This is a genomic window from Bradyrhizobium sp. SRL28 (assembly GCF_018596315.1).
Classification (GTDB): Bacteria; Pseudomonadota; Alphaproteobacteria; order Rhizobiales; family Xanthobacteraceae; genus Bradyrhizobium.
On record NZ_JAHEAG010000004.1, the window covers coordinates 36,085 to 53,231 of the forward strand.

Below are 17,147 nucleotides of genomic sequence, written 5' to 3' on the forward strand. Positions count from 1 at the left end.
GATGTCGATTACCGCCGAACGCAAAGCGGAAGTCATCAAGACGAATGCCAACAAGGCCGGCGACACCGGCTCGCCCGAGGTTCAGGTTGCGATCCTGTCGGAACGCATCAACAACCTCACCGGGCACTTCAAATCCCACGTGAAGGACAATCATTCGCGCCGGGGTCTTTTGAAAATGGTCGCAACACGCCGTTCTCTGCTCGACTACATCAAGCGGAAGGACGAGGCGCGTTACAAGGCGTTGCTCGAAAAGCATAACATTCGTCGTTGATTTGAGAGTACGCGCGCGCAGTTTGCGCGCGTTTTCGCATGGTCTTCCGGGAAACGGACTCCGAATTGTTCGGAGACGATCATGCGCAAGGGCATCATCCGGAATGGATCATGCCCGACAAACGTCCAGCAGCAATCCGGCCGCTGGACAGGGCAAGGTGCCCGTGACTGCCGAGAGGATGGATGCCATCCGAAAGATGAAGACCATGGCAGGATCGCCGGATGTTGATCTCGTATCGCGATCAGCGTCCCGCAATCTTGCGCATGGTCTTTGTGTTTCTGGGCCCCGCTCTCTCGTGAACCCATGAAAGAAACCACTATGTTCAATAAGCATTCCGTCGAGATCGACTGGGGTGGACGTCCCCTCAAGCTGGAAACCGGCAAGATCGCCCGTCAGGCTGATGGCGCCGTGATCGCCACCTATGGCGAGACCGTCGTGCTCGCCACCGTCGTTGCCGCAAAGTCGCCGCGCGAAGGCGTCGATTTCCTGCCGCTCACCGTCGACTATCAGGAAAAGACCTACGCCGCAGGCCGCATTCCCGGCGGCTACTTCAAGCGCGAGGGCCGTCCGACCGAAAAGGAGACGCTGGTCTCCCGCCTGATCGACCGTCCGATCCGTCCCTTGTTCGTGGACGGCTGGCGCAATGAAACCCAGGTGATCGTGACGACGCTGTCGCACGACATGGAAAACGATCCCGACATCCTCGCACTGGTCGCCTCCTCGGCGGCGCTGACGATATCAGGCGCCCCGTTCAAGGGCCCGATTGGTGCTGCCCGCGTCGGTTTCGTCAATGACGAGTATGTGCTCAACCCGACGCTCGACGAAATGGTCGACACCCAGCTCGACCTGGTCGTCGCCGGCACCGCGGACGCGGTGCTGATGGTGGAATCGGAAGCGAAAGAGCTCAACGAAGACATCATGCTCGGCGCCGTGATGTTCGGCCACCGCCACTTCCAGCCGGTGATCAAGGCGATCATCGAACTGGCCGAGAAGGCCGCCAAGGAGCCGCGCGAAGTCAAGGTCGTCGACGAAAGCGCGCTGGAAAAGGAAATGCTCGGCCTGATCGAGCAGGAGCTGCGCTCCGCCTACGCCATTCCGATCAAGCAGGATCGCTATGCGGCGGTCGGCAAGGCCAAGGAAAAGGTGATGGCGCACTACTTCCCGGAAGGGCAGGAGCCGAAATACGACAAGCTGCGCATCGCCGCCGTGTTCAAGGAACTCGAAGCCAAGATCGTTCGCTGGAACATCCTCGACACCGGCAAGCGCATCGACGGCCGTGATTCCAAGACCGTGCGCAACATCATCGCCGAAGTCGGCGTGTTGCCGCGCGCCCACGGTTCGGCGCTGTTCACCCGCGGTGAGACCCAGGCGATGGTCGTGACTACGCTCGGCACCGGCGAGGACGAGCAGTACATCGACGCGCTGTCGGGAACGTACAAAGAGACGTTCCTGCTGCACTACAACTTCCCTCCCTACTCGGTCGGTGAAACCGGACGCCTCGGCGGCACCAAGCGCCGCGAAATCGGCCACGGCAAGCTCGCCTGGCGCGCGATCCACCCGGTCCTGCCGCCGCACCACGAATTCCCCTACACGGTGCGCGTGGTCTCCGAGATCACCGAATCCAACGGCTCCTCGTCGATGGCCTCGGTATGCGGCGCCTCGCTGGCGCTGATGGATGCGGGCGTTCCCTTGAAGCGGCCGACCGCGGGCATCGCGATGGGTCTCATTCTGGAAGGTTCGCGCTTTGCGGTTCTGTCCGACATTCTCGGCGACGAGGATCATCTCGGCGACATGGACTTCAAGGTGGCCGGCACCGACCAGGGCATCACCTCGCTGCAGATGGACATCAAGATCGAGGGCATCACCGAGGAGATCATGAAGGTCGCGCTCGGCCAGGCCAAGGACGGGCGTATCCACATCCTCGGCGAAATGGCCAAGGCATTGACCAACGCCCGCGCCGAGCTCGGCGAATACGCGCCGCGCATCGAAACCTTCAAGATCGCCACCGACAAGATTCGTGAAGTGATCGGCACCGGCGGCAAGGTGATCCGCGAGATCGTCGAGAAGACCGGCGCCAAGGTCAACATCGAGGACGACGGCACCGTAAAGGTCGCCTCCAACGACGGCGAGGCGATGAAGGCCGCGATCAAGTGGATCAAGTCGATCGCCTCCGATCCGGAGATCGGCCAGATCTACGAAGGCACCGTGGTCAAGGTGATGGAGTTCGGCGCGTTCGTGAACTTCTTCGGCGCCAAGGACGGCCTCGTCCACATCAGCCAGCTCGCTTCGGCGCGCGTGCAGAAGACCTCCGACGTCGTCAAGGAAGGCGACAAGGTCAAGGTCAAGCTGCTCGGCTTCGACGACCGCGGCAAGACCCGGCTGTCGATGAAGGTGGTCGATCAGGCCACCGGCGAGGACCTCGAGGCCAAGCAGAAGGCGGAAGCGCCGCAGCGCGAAGCCGCCGGCGAGTAAGGCATCGCTAAAATGTGAACAAAGGGGTGGCCTAACGGCCACCCCTTTTTTTGTTGCCCGCCTGAGTTACATTGCCGGGACCGCAGCACCTGTGCGATTACGTCGCAGGCTCACGAGGGCAGAAAACGAAACCTGATCCCGCCATCGCCCGTAGCTTGCCGCGCAGCGGCATTTGGCGTTCGTTCACACATATTTTCCCAGTTCACCTACAGGTAAGGAGAAGTCGATGTCATCCATGTCCCGGCGCCAGTTGATGTTTGCAGCAACCGGTATCGCGGCCGTTGCTGCAGCTCCACGTCTTGTCTTTGCGCAGGCGGCCGCTCCGGCCCCGGCTGCGGCCCCAACGGGCCCCTTCACGCTGCCGCCGCTGGCCTATCCGACCAATGCGTTCGAACCGCATATCGACGCCAAGACGATGGAAATCCATCACGGCAAGCACCACGCCGCCTATGTCGCCAACCTCAACAATGTCGCCAAGACCAATGCGCAGTTGGGAACGGCGAAGATCGAGGACGTGCTCGGCAATCTGAATGCGCTGGACGACAGCATCAAGTTCACCGTCCGCAACAATCTCGGCGGCCACGCCAACCACACCATGTTCTGGGAAATCATGGCACCGAACGGCGGCAAGCCGGAGGGCGATGTGCTGGCGGCGATCGACCGCGACCTCGGCGGCATGGAAAAATTCCAGAACGACTTCAACGCCGCCGGCGGCCGCCAGTTCGGCTCGGGATGGGTATTCGTGACCGTAGCCAAGGACGGCAAGCTCGCGATCGAGACCCGCCCGAACCAGGACAGTCCGATCATGGATGGCAAGCGCGCGCTGATGGGCAACGACGTCTGGGAGCACGCTTATTACCTGAACTACCAGAACCGTCGCGCCGATTATCTGAAGGCGTGGTGGAATACCGTGAACTGGGCCAAGATCGCCGAGCGCTATGCGGCGGCAAAGGCCGGCACGCTCGGCGTCTGACCGCATTTCATGTGAAAAGGGCGGCCTTTCGGCCGCCCTTTTTTGTTTTCCGACTTGTTTTTCCGGATAGCTTCGCGCCAGCGGCGCGAGCGTCTTGTAAAGATCAGGCAGCCTCGAAGCGATCGAGGTTCATCACCTTGGTCCATGCCGCCACGAAATCCTTGGCGAACTTCTCCTTCGAGTCGGCGGCCCCATAGACCTCCGCGAAGGCGCGGAGCTGCGCGTGCGAACCGAAGATCAGGTCGACGCGGGTGCCGGTCCACTTGACCGCATTCGTCTTGCGGTCGCGGCCCTCATACGCACCGTCAGAGCCGGCGGGCTGCCATTGCGTGCTCATGTCGAGCAGGTTGACGAAGAAGTCGTTCGTCAGTGTCTCGGGCTGCTTGGTAAACACACCGTGCTTGAAGTTGCCGGCATTGGCACCGAGGACGCGCAGGCCGCCGACGAGAGCCGTCATCTCGGGCCCCGTCAGCCGCAGCAATTGCGCCCGGTCCACCAACGCCTCTTCAGGCGCCATGAACTGATGCTTCTTGCTGTTGATATAGTTGCGGAAGCCGTCGGCCCGCGGCTCGAGCGGAGCGAACGATTCGACGTCGGTCTGATCCTGCGACGCATCGGCGCGTCCCGGCGTGAAGGACACCTTCACATCCAGGCCAGCGTCCTTGGCGGCTTTTTCGACTGCCGCGCAGCCGCCGAGAACGATCAGGTCGGCAAGCGAAACCTTCTTGCCGGACTCCTTCTGGATCGCTTCGAGCTTCTGCAGGACCGTCTTGAGTTCGGCCGGCTGGTTGACCTCCCAGTCCTTCTGCGGGCTAAGACGAATGCGCGCGCCGTTCGCGCCACCGCGCTTGTCGGAGCCGCGGAACGTCGACGCCGACGCCCACGCGGTCGAGACGAGCTGGGACACCGACAGGCCTGAGGAGAGAATCTTCGCCTTCAGCGCGGCGACGTCCTGCTCGCCGATCAGCTCATGATCCACCGCCGGGATCGGGTCCTGCCAGATCAGCGTTTCCTTCGGCACGAGCGGGCCGAGGTAGCGCGCGATCGGGCCCATGTCGCGGTGGGTGAGCTTGAACCAGGCACGCGCGAACGCGTCGGCGAACTGGTCCGGATGCTCCAGGAAGCGCCGCGAGATCTTCTCGTAGGCCGGATCGAAGCGCAGCGACAGGTCGGTGGTCAGCATGGTCGGCACATGCTTCTTCGAGTTGTCGTAGGCGTCCGGGATGGTGGCTTCCGCGCCCTTCGCCTTCCACTGCTTGGCACCGGCCGGGCTCTTGGTCAGCTCCCATTCGTTTTCGAACAGATTCTTGAAGAACAGATTGCTCCACTTGGTCGGCGTCTGCGTCCAGGTGACTTCCGGGCCGCCGGTGATGGCGTCAGCGCCGACGCCGGTGCCATACTTGCTCTTCCAGCCGAGGCCCTGATCCTCCAGCGCACCGCTTTCCGGGTCCGCACCCACCAGCGACGGGTCGCCGGCACCGTGGGTCTTGCCGAAGGAGTGACCGCCGGCAATCAGGGCGACCGTTTCTTCGTCGTTCATCGCCATGCGGAAGAACGTTTCGCGGATATCCTTTGCCGCCGCGAGCGGGTCCGGATTGCCGTTCGGCCCTTCCGGATTGACGTAGATGAGGCCCATCTGCACGGCGCCGAGCGGCTCCGCAAGCTGGCGTTCACCGCTGTAGCGTTCATCGCCGAGCCACGTGCCCTCAGGACCCCAGAACAGCTCTTCAGGCTCCCAGACGTCGGCGCGGCCGCCGGCGAAGCCGAAGGTCTTGAAGCCCATCGATTCCAGCGCAACGTTGCCTGCGAGAACCATCAGATCGGCCCACGAGATTTTCCGGCCGTATTTCTGCTTGATCGGCCACAGCAGCCGGCGTGCCTTGTCGAGGTTGGCGTTGTCGGGCCAGCTGTTCAGCGGTGCGAAGCGCTGTTGACCCGCACCCGCGCCGCCGCGGCCATCCGTGATGCGGTAGGTGCCCGCGCTGTGCCACGCCAGGCGGATCATCAGACCGCCATAGTGACCGAAATCCGCCGGCCACCATTCCTGCGATTCCGTCATCAACGCATGCAGGTCCTTGATGACGGCGTTGAGGTCGAGCGTCTTGAATTCCTTGGCGTAGTCGAACGCCTCGCCCATCGGATCGGACAGAGCGGAGTTGCGGTGGAGAACCGAAACGTCCAGCGCGTCCGGCCACCAGTCGCGGTTCGTGCGCGCGCGATTGCCGCCCGAGAACGGGCATTTGGTTTTGTCATCCATGGTCGTCTCCTGAGGGTACCTGTCAGATTGGAAGCAATCTAAGCATCGCCCTCCATCAGGTAAAGTTGATTTTAATGATCGAACCGATAAGATGACCTGATGATCCAGATGACGCTCAGACAGCTCCGCTACTTCGATGCGCTGGCACGTCACGGCCATTTCGGGCGCGCGGCCGAGTCATGTTCGATCTCGCAGCCGGCGCTGTCGATGCAAATCAAGGAAATGGAGGAAACCCTCGGCGGCGTGCTGTTGGAGCGAAGCGCACGGCAGGTGACGCTGACGAAGTTCGGCGAAGAGATCGTCCAGCGCGTTCGCGAGATCCTGCGTTCGGTCGATGAACTCGGAGATTTTGCGCGCGCGTCGCGGGACCGGCTCGCGGGACGGTTGCGCATCGGCATGATCCCGACGATTGCGCCTTATCTGCTGCCGAAGGTGATCGAGAATCTCGCGCGCATGCATCCGGAACTCGACATTCACGTCCGCGAGACGCTGACGCCGAAGCTGATCAAGGAGGTCGTGGAGGGCCGGCTGGATACGGCGATCGTAGCGCTCCCGGTATCCGAACCTTCGCTGACCGAGGTCGTGTGTTTTTCGGAAAATTTCCTGCTGGTGCGGCCGGGCGAGGATGAGGGAACGCCGGTGCCAAGCCACGAGACGCTGCGCGAGATGCGCCTTTTGCTGCTCGAAGAGGGACACTGTTTTCGCGACCAGGCGCTGTCGTTCTGCAACATGCAATCACCGCCACGGGAAGTGCTGGACGCAAGCTCGCTGTCGACGCTCGTGCAAATGGTCGGCGCCGGCATCGGCGTCACCCTGATCCCGGAAATGGCGGTCGCGGTGGAAACGCGCTCGGCGACGGTCTCGGTCGCGCGCTTCAGGAACCCGCAACCGTCGCGAACCATCGGCATGGTCTGGCGCAAGACGAGCCCGCTCGCCGCACAGCTCCAGCAGATCTCTGAAGTGGTTTGCCTCGCAGCCGACGCGTTGCGGGAAGAGCGCAAGGCGAAATCGCCAGCGCGGAAATGAAATGACGGCCTGACGGCCCTCCGCGCGGCCCGAGCCACTAAAGCCTTATCCTGAGCGTGAACGATCCCGTCTGGTTCAGAAAGCCGGAAGGACTGGTCTGCATACCGTAGCGCATGCTGAGGTCCAGATCGCCCGTTCGCTTCGAGGTCAGCCCGACGCCTGCTGAATAGAGCCAGGGCGACTGGCTGAAAGCCGTGGTGACGAAACTGTCGCCACCGGCTGCGAACGCCGCTGATATCTGCAGTCGGTTATTGAGAAGGTTGTAACCGGCCGCGCCGTCGGCGGTGAGCCAGATGTGGTCGGCGATCCGGTAAGAGCCCTTCATGCCCGCGCTCAGCATCAGTTCGCGATAGAGCTGCGAATCGACCTTGAGGTTCAGTCCTCCGGCGCCGCTTTCGTTATAGGCATCGGCCTGTACCTGCGCGTAGTCGAGCCGCAGCGACGGCAAAATCGAAAACCCGGCGTGTACCGGGATCAGCTGCTTGACCGCGACGCCGGCATGGCCGGTGTAGCTGAGATAGTCCGCAAAGGCCGCGCTGCCCACGAACGAGAGCGAGCGATTGACGCGGTTCTGGTTGATCCCGCCATCGAGCAGGAAATCGATTTCCGTGCCGGGCCTCAACGCGTGGGCGCCATAGAGCCCGAGCTGATAGGTGTCCAAGCCGATGCGGTTGGGCACCGTCTCGTCGCTGCCCGTGATGTTCTGATGTGAATACGAAAACAACCCTCCAAGCACCGACCTCGATGACACCGGCACATCCACACCGGCGACCAGGCCGCCGCCGCTCGCACGATAGCCCGGCGCACCGTCATTGCCGCCTTGGCTGGCGACACTGCCGAGCGGCTTAAGCCAGACATTTCGCTCGGCTGTCACCCCGGCCGCACGCAGGCCGTAGGCGTCGTCGAGGCGGCCGATGACAGTCTGCTGCAGCGCGCGTTGCGTGGCGTAGGTCGCCTGCGACGCCGCGCCGGCGAGAACGGGCAGCGTCTGGCTGATAGCGTTCGAAAGCGCCGGCGCATCGAGATTGTCGAGGATCGCAAATGTCGGCGCCATGGCTCCCGTCAGCCCGAGCGGCGTTGACGCCATCCGGTCGAGCACGGCGGCGGCGCCGAGGCCGGCGCGGTTGTTCTGTCCGGCCAATACCTCGGCGTAGGGCTGCACAAGCGACATGGCAGCCCATCCTCCGGTCGGACTGCCGGTCATATCGTAGGTGCTGACGAGTATTTGCGCGCCCGACGGGTCGCCGCTGGCGCTGCCGTAGAGGCTCGTGAGATTGCCGCGCGACAGCGTGTTGAAGAGCACCCTGCCCTCGGGGGTGACGGAGCCGAGCAGGGTGAAGTTTCCCGCGCTGCTTCCCGAAGGCGCCGCGCCGCTGCCCCAGAAATATCCGTTCTGATAATTGCTCATCACGAACCGCCCGGGCGTCGTGGTGCCGAACATCGACGGACTGGCGATGCGCCAGCGCGTGCCAGACGTCCACGCCCATTCCGGCACCGAATTCGCAAGGATCGGTTGCGGGGCCGGCGGCAAGAAGGTTGCGGGGTTGTAAGGGGTCATAGAGGCCCAGTGCGTGATCAACAGGTTTTGGCCCGTAATCATTTGCATTTCCATCTTCCACACGCCATCGATCAGCCGCATCTGACCGAGGCCTACGGTCGGCGTGCCACCGCCAACCGGCGTAAACACCATGGTGATCTGCCCAGACGTCGTGACAAAACCCTGGATCGTCGAGTTCTCGGTGTGCGCCGCTGGTCCGATCGCTAGCTGCGCGCTGCTGAACCCCGTGAAGGCGCCGTTGGTCGCCGTTCCAAGCGACCACAGGGTTTGATCGCCGATCGCGATCGGGTTGGAAAAGCCGGTTGCCGGTGCGGCATAGGCCAGCAATTGCGGGACCGGGACATACCAATGCGAATTGGACAGCGCCGCGTCCCAGTTCGCGGATTGCGCGAAGGCAGGTCCGCCCACGCTCATCATGATCACGCCGGCGGCAATTGTCAGCAGGTGCGAGCGATTCCAGCGCGTCAACAACGCCACTTTCCTTCGTGAAGACCGTAGAAGCGGCCGCGCGGATACCTCGCGCAGAGCTATTGCGGACATAGCCGTCACGACCGAAAGTGCACCGAGCGCGGCGTCGTTGTCCTCCCATGTTCATGGGGCACGGGTCGCTTCGAACCCGATCGTTGCAAGCGAAGCTGGAAGCATTGCCGTGACACAGGCCGTAATCCGCCCTGCCCGCCCGGACGAGTATGACGATGTCGCCCGAGTCTGGATGGAAAGCTGGGCATCGACCGGGCTCGAAGCCGCCAGCAATTTCCTGCTGGCGAAATTGCGCGCGCGAGTCCCGATGGAGGTGGAGAAGGGCTGGACTCTTTACGTCGCCGATGACGATGGAAGATTGGCGGCGATGCTGGCGATGCATTTGCCCGAGCGCTATCTCGACCAGCTATTCGTCGCGCCGGAATATCAGGGCGACGGTCTCGGGCGGCGATTGCTCACCTTCACGCGACAACATCTGCCGGATGAAATCTGGCTGCGCTGCGTGCGCGAGAATGAAAAGGCGTGGCGCTGGTACGAGCGCGAAGGCTTTGTGTTCGAGAAGGAGCAGGTCGAGCCGTTGACGGGATTCACGATGAAATATTATCGCTGGCGAAAATCGGCGTGAAAGCCATCGCTCGGCTTGCGGACGATGCCTGCACGCTCTAGTTTGCGTGTCTAGTGCCATCAACTTGCGTTCTTCAAGCCATGCTCCGTAGCTTCGCTACCGCCACCATCCTTGTGTCATGCCTCACGGCGGCCGGATGGGCCCAATCTCCTGCGACATCCAGCGCACCGGCGGCAGCGACACCCGCGAAGCCTGTTACAAAGAAAGCGGCGCCCAAGGCCAAGGCGGCGGCGAAGCAACCGGTTGCGGCGGAGACTGGACCTTGCAGGCTCGGCGTGATTTCGGCGATCGGTGATCGTTTTGCCGTACAGAAGTTCGGCCTCACGATTTTTGAGACGGAGGAGAGCGAGGTTCCGGTCGAGGGATGGGGGTTAGACGATCTCGTCGTCGCGCGGGTGCGCGCGGCGACCGGCGCTGATCCAACGGTCCGGAGAATCGCCTATCCGAAGGGAGCGTTTGAGCCCTTCTATCATCCGACATCACGATTCCTGCCCGACCCACGCGAAGGCCTGCCGGCGATCGTCAGAAGCATCACGCCGGCTGCGAATTGCGAACGCTACCTTGTTGTAACCCGCTTCAAGGGGCAGGTGCCGGGCACCAATCTCATGCTTGACGGAATCGGTGCATACAGTCGCGGACTGGGATCACTCGTCAGGCACTCGCACCTGTTCGCTAATGTCGCGGTGCTCCTACTCGACGGCAGCAACTACGAAACGATTAGCCGCCCGTTCGCTGGTCTTGGTACGAGACTGGCCGAAGGCTTGCGATTGACTGAGGATCCGCTCACCAAGCTCGACAATTCGCTGTTTCCCGAACCAGCGACGGCCGTTCCAGGTAACACGACGCTTCGCGAAAGAACCCGTGCGCTGGTTGCGGCACGGCTTGACCAGACGCTGCCCAACTATCTCAAGAACGATTGAGCGCCTCCTCCCACATCCACCGAGTCACAATGATCCGAGTTATCGCCGCTGCGATTTTCCTGTTCTGCTTTCCCATTCCCTCTTTCGCGCAGATACAGCCGGCACCGGAGGCAACAACGCAACGGGCCGCACCGGCGGCGAAGCCCACCGCCAGGAAACTTGCGCCAATAACCAACGTTGCCGCCAGATCGACAAAGCCGGCGGAAAGCAGATCGTGCCAGATCGGCGTCATTCCCATCGCCGGCAACCTGTTCCTCGTCGAGAAGTTCGGGCCTCTCACGTTCACCGACACCTATGAACGGGTGGCGGTCGATGGGTGGGCACTCGACGAGTTGGTGGTCTCACGTGTTCGGGCCGCGGCACCCGGCATGTCAGTGCGGCGGATTCCTTTCACCAAAGAGGAACTCGCAAACCACCCGAAGCCCGCCTCACGCTTCGGTCGCGACGACAACGTCAGGGAATTCGCTCAGTATGTTGCCCGCGGAATGACCTGCGAGCGTTACGTCCTCGTGCACCGGCACGGTGGCAGCCAGCGGGAATTTGGCATTGGTATTTTCGAAGCACTACCTCGGCAGTTACGCGTACCTTTTCGCCATGATGTACATCCGCGTCTATGACGAACAGACCTTTCAACTGATCAATGAGGCGCCGGCATTGATGGCCGAGGACACATTCGCCAACCGTGTGCATTACCATCAGCTCGGAGGCCCCTCTCGCCCGATGGATCTCGCAATGTTTCCGGAGAAGGCTGCTGACGCCGCAAAGAGCCCGGTGCTGCGCGACGGCGTACGCGCGATGCTGACGACAAGCCTCGACAAGACCCTGCCGGGGATGCTTCGACGTCCGGCACAAGGAGCCTCACGGTAGTCGACCTCCACAGTTCGCCGGAGATCGCTTGCCGATCGGCCGCACGAGATAAAGTTGACCAACATGTCGCTGGAGTACGGTTCGTTCATCCAAGGCGTAGTGCGTTGCCAATTCCCAGCAGACGCGCAATGAACAGCGGGCTGTTCGCCCCAAGCCGATGAAAGGTTCCCCCATGATCCAGCTCTACTGGTCGCCCCGCTCCCGCTCCATCTCCGCGATCTGGCTGCTCGAAGAAACCGGGCTGCCTTACGAACGCGTGCTGACGGACATTACGACCGGTGCGCAGAAGGCGCCGGAATATCTCGCGATCAACCCGATGGGCAAGGTGCCGGGGTTGAAGGACGGCGACGCCGCGCTCGGAGAGGCGGCTGCGATCTGCGCCTACATCGCCGACCGCTATCCCGAAACCAACCTTGCGCCTGATGTCACCGACCCGCTGCGCGCGCGATATCTGCAGTGGCTGTTCTTTTCGCCAAGCTGCATCGAGCCGGCGCTGATCCAGCTCTTCACGAAACTGGAGGTGCCGTCGAGCACGGCGGCGTGGGGAAGTGCAACGCAGACCTTCGACGTGCTCGATGCCGCCCTGCAGAAGGGCCCCTGGATTCTCGGCGAAAAATTCTCCGCCGCCGACATCATGCTCGGCTCCGGACTGAATTTTGCGGTGCGGATGTTCAAGATGGTGCCGCCGCGGCCGTCGTTCGACGCCTATATCGACCGCTGCGTGGCGCGCCCGGCGTTCCAGCGCGCGGAGAAGATCGCCGCGGGGTGAAGTAAAACGTAGCCCGGATGGAGCGCAGCGTAATCCGGGGCAATGCACCGCGTGCGAGATGCCCCGGATTTCGCTTCGCTCCATCCGGGCTACGAAACTACGAAACTCACGTGACGACGCGGGGGTCCACGTCCTGTGAATAATCGACGCCGTCGATGCCAAATCCGAACAGGCGAAGGAATTCTCTCCTGTATTCCGGCAGGTCCGCCAGTTCGCCGAGCGTTTCCGTGGAGAGCAGAGGCCATCGTCGCAACACCTCCGCCTGAACTTCGGGTGAAAGCTCCCAGTCGTCGACTCTGATGCGCTGCGCCTCGTCAACTTCGACACCCCCGCCAAGGCGCGTCCGGAACAGGCGATCGATCTGTTCGATGCATCCTTCGTGGAGCCCGAGTTGCTTCATGACCTTGAACAGCACCGTGCCATAGAGCGGCACCACCGGAATGGCTGAACTCGCCTGGGTGACCACGGCCTTCAGCGCCACCACGCGTGCCGCGTCCTGGCCGAGCCGGCCCCGGATTTCTTCCGCCTTGCGGTCGAGATCGACTTTGGCGCGCCCCAGAGTACCTTGCCAGTAGATAGGCCAGGTCAGTTCGCTGCCGATATAAGTATAGTTGAGCGTCCGGAAGCCCGGCGCCAGAACGCCGGCGTCCGCGAGTTGGTTGATCCAGCGCTTCCAGTCATCGCCCCCCATCACCGCCACCGTGGCGGTCGCTTCATCCTCACTCGCCGGCGCAATGGTCGTCTCGAAGACCTCGCCAGTTTCAGTGTTGAGGGTCTTGATTTCGACGGGATTGCCGAGCGGCTTGATCGCCGAGCGATAGGTCTTGCCCGTGTCCGGATCTGTCCGGACAGGCGCGGCCATGCTGTAGACCAGCATGTCCAGCTGCCCGAACTTTTCACGCACATGCTCGATGAAGGTCTTCTTCAGCGCGTCGGAGAAGGCGTCGCCCTCCAGCGTGAGGGGAGACCGGCCGATCTTTTGAGCCTCGATCTCAAAGGCGCGATTGTTGTACCAGCCGGCGCTGCCTGTCCTGGTCGCTGAAGGCTCGCGCTCCAACGACACGCCGATGGTCTCCGCTCCTCCGGCGAAGGTCGCAACAATGCGGCTCGCGAGGCCGTAACCGGTCGAACACCCCAGCACGGCGACGCGCTTGGGGCACTCCGGAATCGAACCCTGGCGGAGAACATAAGCGATCTGATCGCGGACATTTGTGGCGCAGCCGACGGGATGTGCCGTCGTGCAGATGAAGCCTCGCACGCGCGGTTCGATAATCATGCCCACCCCGTTTCGGATTGTTGCAAAGTCACCATGCGCTGCCTGCCTACCTCTCGCCGCAAGCGAGGAGAGGTAAAAGCGAAATCACGCATCCATCCGCTTGAACACCAGCGTGGCGTTGGTGCCGCCGAAGCCGAAGGAGTTCGACAGCACGGTGCCGAGCTTGGCGTTGTCGATGCGCTTGCGCACGATCGGCATGTCGGCAAACACCGGATCGAGTTCGGTGATGTTGGCGCTCTCGCAGACGAAGCCGTTGTTCATCATCAGAAGCGAATAGATCGCCTCCTGCACGCCGGTGGCGCCGAGCGAGTGACCGGTCAGCGCCTTGGTCGCCGAGATCGGCGGACACTTGTCGCCGATGCCGAACACCTTTCGGATCGCCTCGATTTCCGGGGGATCGCCGGCAGGCGTCGAGGTAGCGTGCGGGTTGATGTAGTCGATCGGGGTTTTCACGGTTTCGAGCGCCATGCGCATGCAGCGCTCGGCGCCCTCGCCCGACGGCGCGACCATGTCGTAACCATCAGATGTCGCGCCATAGCCGACCACTTCGGCGTAGATACGCGCGCCGCGCGCCTTGGCGTGTTCGAGTTCTTCCAGCACCACCACGCCGGCGCCGCCGGCGATGACAAAGCCGTCGCGACTGATGTCGTAGGGGCGCGAGGCGGTGGCCGGCGTATCGTTGTATTTCGAGGACATCGCGCCCATGGCGTCGAACAACACCGACAGCGACCAGTCGAGCTCCTCGCAGCCGCCGGCGAAGATTATGTCCTGCTTGCCGATCTGGATCGTCTCATAGGCGTTGCCGATGCAATGGTTCGAGGTCGCGCAGGCCGACGAGATCGAGTAGTTCACGCCCTTGATCTTGAACCAGGTCGCGAGCGTGGCGGAAGCCGTCGACGACATCGCCTTCGGTACCGCGAATGGCCCGACGCGCTTCGGGCCCTTGCTTCGGGTGATGTCGGCGGCTTCGACGATGGTCCGGGCGGACGGCCCGCCGGAGCCCATGATGATGCCGGTGCGGACGTCGGACACTTCCGCAGGCGAAAGTCCGGAATCCTGGATCGCCTGCTCCATCGCGATGTGATTCCACGCCGCGCCCTCGCCGAGGAAGCGCATCGCGCGGCGGTCGATGACGTCGGCCGGATTGATGGTCGGCGCGCCCTGCACCTGCGAACGGAAGCCCAGCTCGGCGTATTTCTCCGCACGCTTGATTCCGGATTTTGCTTCGTGAAGGCTCGCAAGCACTTCCTGGGTGTTATTTCCGATGGACGAGACAATACCCATCCCCGTGATGACAACCCGCTTCATGATCGCCTCGCCCTACCGTTTCCGTTCGTCCGTGAAGATATCTTCGTTGCGTGATCGCGTTGCTCAGCCCGGCGCAGAGCCCTGCTTGAACAGCCCGACCTTCAGGTCCTTGGCGCGATAGATAATCTCGCCATCCATGGAAAGCCAGCCGTCGCCAACGCCAAGCACCAGCTTTGAGCGCATCACGCGTTTCATGTCGATGTTGTACACAACCTTGCGGGCGTTCGGCAGCACCTGGCCGGAGAACTTCAGTTCGCCCAGCCCCAGCGCGCGGCCGCGTCCCTCGCCGCCGATCCAGCCGAGGTAGAAGCCGACCATCTGCCACATCGCGTCGAGGCCGAGACATCCTGGCATGACCGGGTCGTTCTTGAAGTGACAGCCGAAAAACCACAGGTCCGGCTTCACATCGAGTTCGGCCCGAATCAGACCCTTGCCGAACTCGCCGCCTTTTTCGCTGATTTCGGTGATGCGGTCGAACATCAGCATCGGGGGCAGCGGCAGCTGCGCATTGCCAGGGCCGAACATCTCGCCGCGGCCGCAGGCCAGCAAGTCCTCGTATTCATAGCCGCTGCGCCGATCCAGCATCGTGTCCCGCCTCTACCTTAGATGTCCCGATGGAGCGCTTTCTGAGCGAACCGGACCCGTTTCCCTACGGGAGAACACTTGTTTCCCGCAAATTGGCGCTACTTAGGGTGCTATCGGCATTAGCCTCTGCCGAATTCGCATATGTGGTCCGCGCGCTCTGTAACATAGGCACCGGGGCCCGGCAAAGCACTGGAACGGGCTAAAACGCCCCGTTTGCACGCTGGTTCCTCTTTACCCTGGGCCGGTTCTAGTTGCGAAAAACTTGCATCTACCTGATTTCCTTTTATATTGGGCAAGAATATTGCCCAAGTTAGCGCGCGTGGTACCCGAAGTGGAAATGATCGACCAAGCCTCGACCCCGAACGACGACGGTATCGATCCGGCCGCCCGGGCCGCCGGACATCAGCCGGCGTTGACCGGCTGTCCTTGGCATGACGTCAACGAAATGCTGCAGGCCGCCGGTCTGCGGCCGACCCGCCAGCGCATGGCCCTGGGCTGGCTCCTGTTCGGCAAGGGCGCCCGCCACCTGACCGCGGAAATGCTGTACGAGGAAGCGACGCTGGCCAAGGTTCCGGTATCGCTGGCGACCGTCTACAACACGCTCAATCAGCTCACCGATGCCGGTCTCTTGCGCCAGGTCTCGGTCGACGGCACCAAGACCTATTTCGATACCAACGTGACCGCGCACCACCACTTCTATCTCGAGAACAACCACGAGCTGGTCGACATTCCCGATCCGCATCTGGTGCTGTCGAAGATGCCGGACGTGCCGGAAGGCTACGAAATCGCCCGCGTCGACATGGTCGTGCGCCTGCGCAAGAAGCGCTAGCCGCTTTCGTCGTCCCCGCAAACGCGGGGACCCATAACCACAAATGCTTGTTGCTTGTGGAAGGCGTCTAATCCCAGCGCCTCACGGATAAGCCGCGGCGTATGGGTCCCGGCTCGCGCTTCGCTTGGCCGGGACGACGGCGTCGGTCACTCCACCTTCTCATCTGCGTAGACGCCCCACAGGCGCTGCTGCTCGATCCAGCCGTCAAAGCCGTTGCCGATCACGCGGCACCAGCCATTGGTGCATTTCTTGACCTGGGCGACGACGCCAACCTGCAGGCGGGCCGCAATCGCGCTGGTCGGATCGGGACGGTCATAGAGCGACGCCAGCTCGTCCTTGGACTTCATGGTGACGACCGCAGTGCGGCGGCCGGACAGCAGCGAATGATAGACCCAGCCCTCGGAGCCCTCGGAATCGCGCACGCGGCGCCAGTTCTCGAACTCGGCTGTTATTTCGACCGGCAATCCGGAACGGGTATAGACCCAGGCGACATCGTTGTCCTTGGTCGGACCGGCCCGGACATTCACATGGTCGGATTTGAGGCTGACATATCGCGGCACCGGCAGGCCGCTTGTGGTGATGGCCGAATCCTTGGCCGAAAACCCTGTGCTGACCGATGCGACAAACCAGCACCCCGCCAGCACCGCTACCGAACAGATACGCCCCAACGCCATCAACTCGTCTCCTGCCGAGCTATCCCCAACTCAAATTCTTCGAGTTGAAACCGCTCGCTAACGCCCGAAAACCCCAGACCCCTGTGCCCCGCAATAGTCGTGCCCGGATTTTCGACTTCCGAGGGGTTCTTGTCTTGGCCCCGCCTTCTGATAGAGAGGACGGAACGTTGAGAACAAGAACACCCGAATTTTCCGCTGAAAATCCGCGGCAAGTATTTGGGAACCCAAGGACTTACCTGAGGAAACAGCGGGACACC

Annotated in this window: 16 protein-coding genes; 10 read left to right on the forward strand and 6 right to left on the reverse strand. The window is 62.4% G+C overall.

Going from position 1 to position 17,147, the window contains the following annotated elements; all coding sequences use genetic code 11:
• Window position 1: 1 nt before the first annotated feature.
• The 3 genes from rpsO to KIP88_RS11670 all read left to right on the forward strand — a co-directional run bounded on the left by rpsO (window position 2) and on the right by KIP88_RS11670 (window position 3,716).
• Complete coding sequence (gene rpsO, locus KIP88_RS11660; protein ID WP_074272228.1) at window positions 2–271, forward strand: 30S ribosomal protein S15; 270 nt, start codon at window positions 2–4, stop codon at window positions 269–271.
• A 318-nt stretch (window positions 272–589) separates the two neighbouring features.
• Window positions 590–2,743: a polyribonucleotide nucleotidyltransferase gene (pnp, locus tag KIP88_RS11665; RefSeq protein ID WP_214488067.1), complete on the forward strand. Its 2,154-nt coding sequence runs from the start codon at window positions 590–592 to the stop codon at window positions 2,741–2,743.
• Window positions 2,744–2,969: 226 nt separating this feature from the next.
• Complete coding sequence (locus KIP88_RS11670; RefSeq protein ID WP_214488068.1) at window positions 2,970–3,716, forward strand: superoxide dismutase; 747 nt, start codon at window positions 2,970–2,972, stop codon at window positions 3,714–3,716.
• 103 nt (window positions 3,717–3,819) lie between these two features.
• Here KIP88_RS11670 and katG read toward each other — a convergent pair whose 3' ends face one another.
• A complete protein-coding gene (gene katG / locus KIP88_RS11675; RefSeq protein ID WP_214488069.1) occupies window positions 3,820–5,973 on the reverse strand; it encodes a catalase/peroxidase HPI in 2,154 nt (717 codons plus the stop codon).
• A gap of 99 nt (window positions 5,974–6,072) precedes the next feature.
• On the opposite strand from katG, the gene KIP88_RS11680 reads away from it, so the two are divergent.
• The gene (locus tag KIP88_RS11680; RefSeq protein WP_214488070.1) at window positions 6,073–6,999 is read left to right on the forward strand and encodes a LysR substrate-binding domain-containing protein; all 927 of its coding nucleotides are present in this window, start codon (window positions 6,073–6,075) and stop codon (window positions 6,997–6,999) included.
• Between the two features lie 37 nt (window positions 7,000–7,036).
• Here the strand turns inward: KIP88_RS11680 and KIP88_RS11685 are convergent, their stop codons facing one another.
• Window positions 7,037–9,034, reverse strand: a complete 1,998-nt coding sequence (locus KIP88_RS11685) for an autotransporter outer membrane beta-barrel domain-containing protein (RefSeq protein WP_374226456.1) — start codon at window positions 9,032–9,034, stop codon at window positions 7,037–7,039.
• A 172-nt stretch (window positions 9,035–9,206) separates the two neighbouring features.
• Between KIP88_RS11685 and KIP88_RS11690 the strand changes: the two genes are divergently transcribed.
• The 5 genes from KIP88_RS11690 to KIP88_RS11710 all read left to right on the forward strand — a co-directional run bounded on the left by KIP88_RS11690 (window position 9,207) and on the right by KIP88_RS11710 (window position 12,218).
• Window positions 9,207–9,662, forward strand: a complete 456-nt coding sequence (locus KIP88_RS11690; protein ID WP_214488071.1) for a GNAT family N-acetyltransferase — start codon at window positions 9,207–9,209, stop codon at window positions 9,660–9,662.
• Window positions 9,663–9,937: 275 nt separating this feature from the next.
• A complete protein-coding gene (locus tag KIP88_RS11695; protein ID WP_308163512.1) occupies window positions 9,938–10,582 on the forward strand; it encodes a hypothetical protein in 645 nt (214 codons plus the stop codon).
• A gap of 29 nt (window positions 10,583–10,611) precedes the next feature.
• Window positions 10,612–11,199 carry a hypothetical protein gene (locus KIP88_RS11700; RefSeq protein ID WP_214488073.1) on the forward strand — a complete coding sequence of 196 codons (588 nt, stop codon included), beginning with the start codon at window positions 10,612–10,614 and terminating at the stop codon, window positions 11,197–11,199.
• Window positions 11,177–11,449 carry a hypothetical protein gene (locus KIP88_RS11705; protein WP_214488074.1) on the forward strand — a complete coding sequence of 91 codons (273 nt, stop codon included), beginning with the start codon at window positions 11,177–11,179 and terminating at the stop codon, window positions 11,447–11,449. The genes KIP88_RS11700 and KIP88_RS11705 overlap by 23 nt, the downstream gene beginning before the upstream one ends.
• Before the next feature lie 172 nt (window positions 11,450–11,621).
• Window positions 11,622–12,218, forward strand: a complete 597-nt coding sequence (locus KIP88_RS11710; RefSeq protein ID WP_214488075.1) for a glutathione S-transferase family protein — start codon at window positions 11,622–11,624, stop codon at window positions 12,216–12,218.
• Between the two features lie 106 nt (window positions 12,219–12,324).
• Here the strand turns inward: KIP88_RS11710 and fabV are convergent, their stop codons facing one another.
• The 3 genes from fabV to fabA form a co-directional block, all read right to left on the reverse strand.
• Window positions 12,325–13,494, reverse strand: coding sequence for an enoyl-ACP reductase FabV (gene fabV, locus KIP88_RS11715; protein ID WP_214488076.1), 1,170 nt, complete (start codon window positions 13,492–13,494; stop codon window positions 12,325–12,327).
• Between the two features lie 84 nt (window positions 13,495–13,578).
• Window positions 13,579–14,802, reverse strand: coding sequence for a beta-ketoacyl-ACP synthase I (fabB, locus tag KIP88_RS11720; protein ID WP_214488077.1), 1,224 nt, complete (start codon window positions 14,800–14,802; stop codon window positions 13,579–13,581).
• Window positions 14,803–14,865: 63 nt separating this feature from the next.
• Window positions 14,866–15,387: a 3-hydroxyacyl-[acyl-carrier-protein] dehydratase FabA gene (fabA, locus tag KIP88_RS11725; RefSeq protein ID WP_214488078.1), complete on the reverse strand. Its 522-nt coding sequence runs from the start codon at window positions 15,385–15,387 to the stop codon at window positions 14,866–14,868.
• A gap of 337 nt (window positions 15,388–15,724) precedes the next feature.
• On the opposite strand from fabA, the gene irrA reads away from it, so the two are divergent.
• The gene (irrA, locus tag KIP88_RS11730; RefSeq protein ID WP_283848508.1) at window positions 15,725–16,216 is read left to right on the forward strand and encodes an iron response transcriptional regulator IrrA; all 492 of its coding nucleotides are present in this window, start codon (window positions 15,725–15,727) and stop codon (window positions 16,214–16,216) included.
• Between the two features lie 146 nt (window positions 16,217–16,362).
• Here the strand turns inward: irrA and KIP88_RS11735 are convergent, their stop codons facing one another.
• Window positions 16,363–16,890, reverse strand: a complete 528-nt coding sequence (locus KIP88_RS11735; protein ID WP_214488079.1) for an SH3 domain-containing protein — start codon at window positions 16,888–16,890, stop codon at window positions 16,363–16,365.
• Window positions 16,891–17,147 lie beyond the last annotated feature (257 nt).

What these genes read in the sequence shown, in the direction of transcription:
- rpsO (WP_074272228.1), top strand. Translation starts at nt 2, where the DNA reads ATGTCGATTACCGCCGAACGCAAAGCGGAAGTCATCAAGACGAATGCC.
- KIP88_RS11700 (WP_214488073.1), top strand. Translation starts at nt 10,612, where the DNA reads ATGATCCGAGTTATCGCCGCTGCGATTTTCCTGTTCTGCTTTCCCATT.
- KIP88_RS11705 (WP_214488074.1), top strand. Translation starts at nt 11,177, where the DNA reads ATGATGTACATCCGCGTCTATGACGAACAGACCTTTCAACTGATCAAT.
- katG (WP_214488069.1), bottom strand. Translation starts at nt 5,973, where the DNA reads ATGGATGACAAAACCAAATGCCCGTTCTCGGGCGGCAATCGCGCGCGC.
- KIP88_RS11670 (WP_214488068.1), top strand. Translation starts at nt 2,970, where the DNA reads ATGTCATCCATGTCCCGGCGCCAGTTGATGTTTGCAGCAACCGGTATC.
- fabA (WP_214488078.1), bottom strand. Translation starts at nt 15,387, where the DNA reads ATGCTGGATCGGCGCAGCGGCTATGAATACGAGGACTTGCTGGCCTGC.
- fabB (WP_214488077.1), bottom strand. Translation starts at nt 14,802, where the DNA reads ATGAAGCGGGTTGTCATCACGGGGATGGGTATTGTCTCGTCCATCGGA.
- irrA (WP_283848508.1), top strand. Translation starts at nt 15,725, where the DNA reads ATGATCGACCAAGCCTCGACCCCGAACGACGACGGTATCGATCCGGCC.
- fabV (WP_214488076.1), bottom strand. Translation starts at nt 13,494, where the DNA reads ATGATTATCGAACCGCGCGTGCGAGGCTTCATCTGCACGACGGCACAT.
- KIP88_RS11735 (WP_214488079.1), bottom strand. Translation starts at nt 16,890, where the DNA reads ATGGCGTTGGGGCGTATCTGTTCGGTAGCGGTGCTGGCGGGGTGCTGG.
- KIP88_RS11710 (WP_214488075.1), top strand. Translation starts at nt 11,622, where the DNA reads ATGATCCAGCTCTACTGGTCGCCCCGCTCCCGCTCCATCTCCGCGATC.
- KIP88_RS11680 (WP_214488070.1), top strand. Translation starts at nt 6,073, where the DNA reads ATGATCCAGATGACGCTCAGACAGCTCCGCTACTTCGATGCGCTGGCA.
- pnp (WP_214488067.1), top strand. Translation starts at nt 590, where the DNA reads ATGTTCAATAAGCATTCCGTCGAGATCGACTGGGGTGGACGTCCCCTC.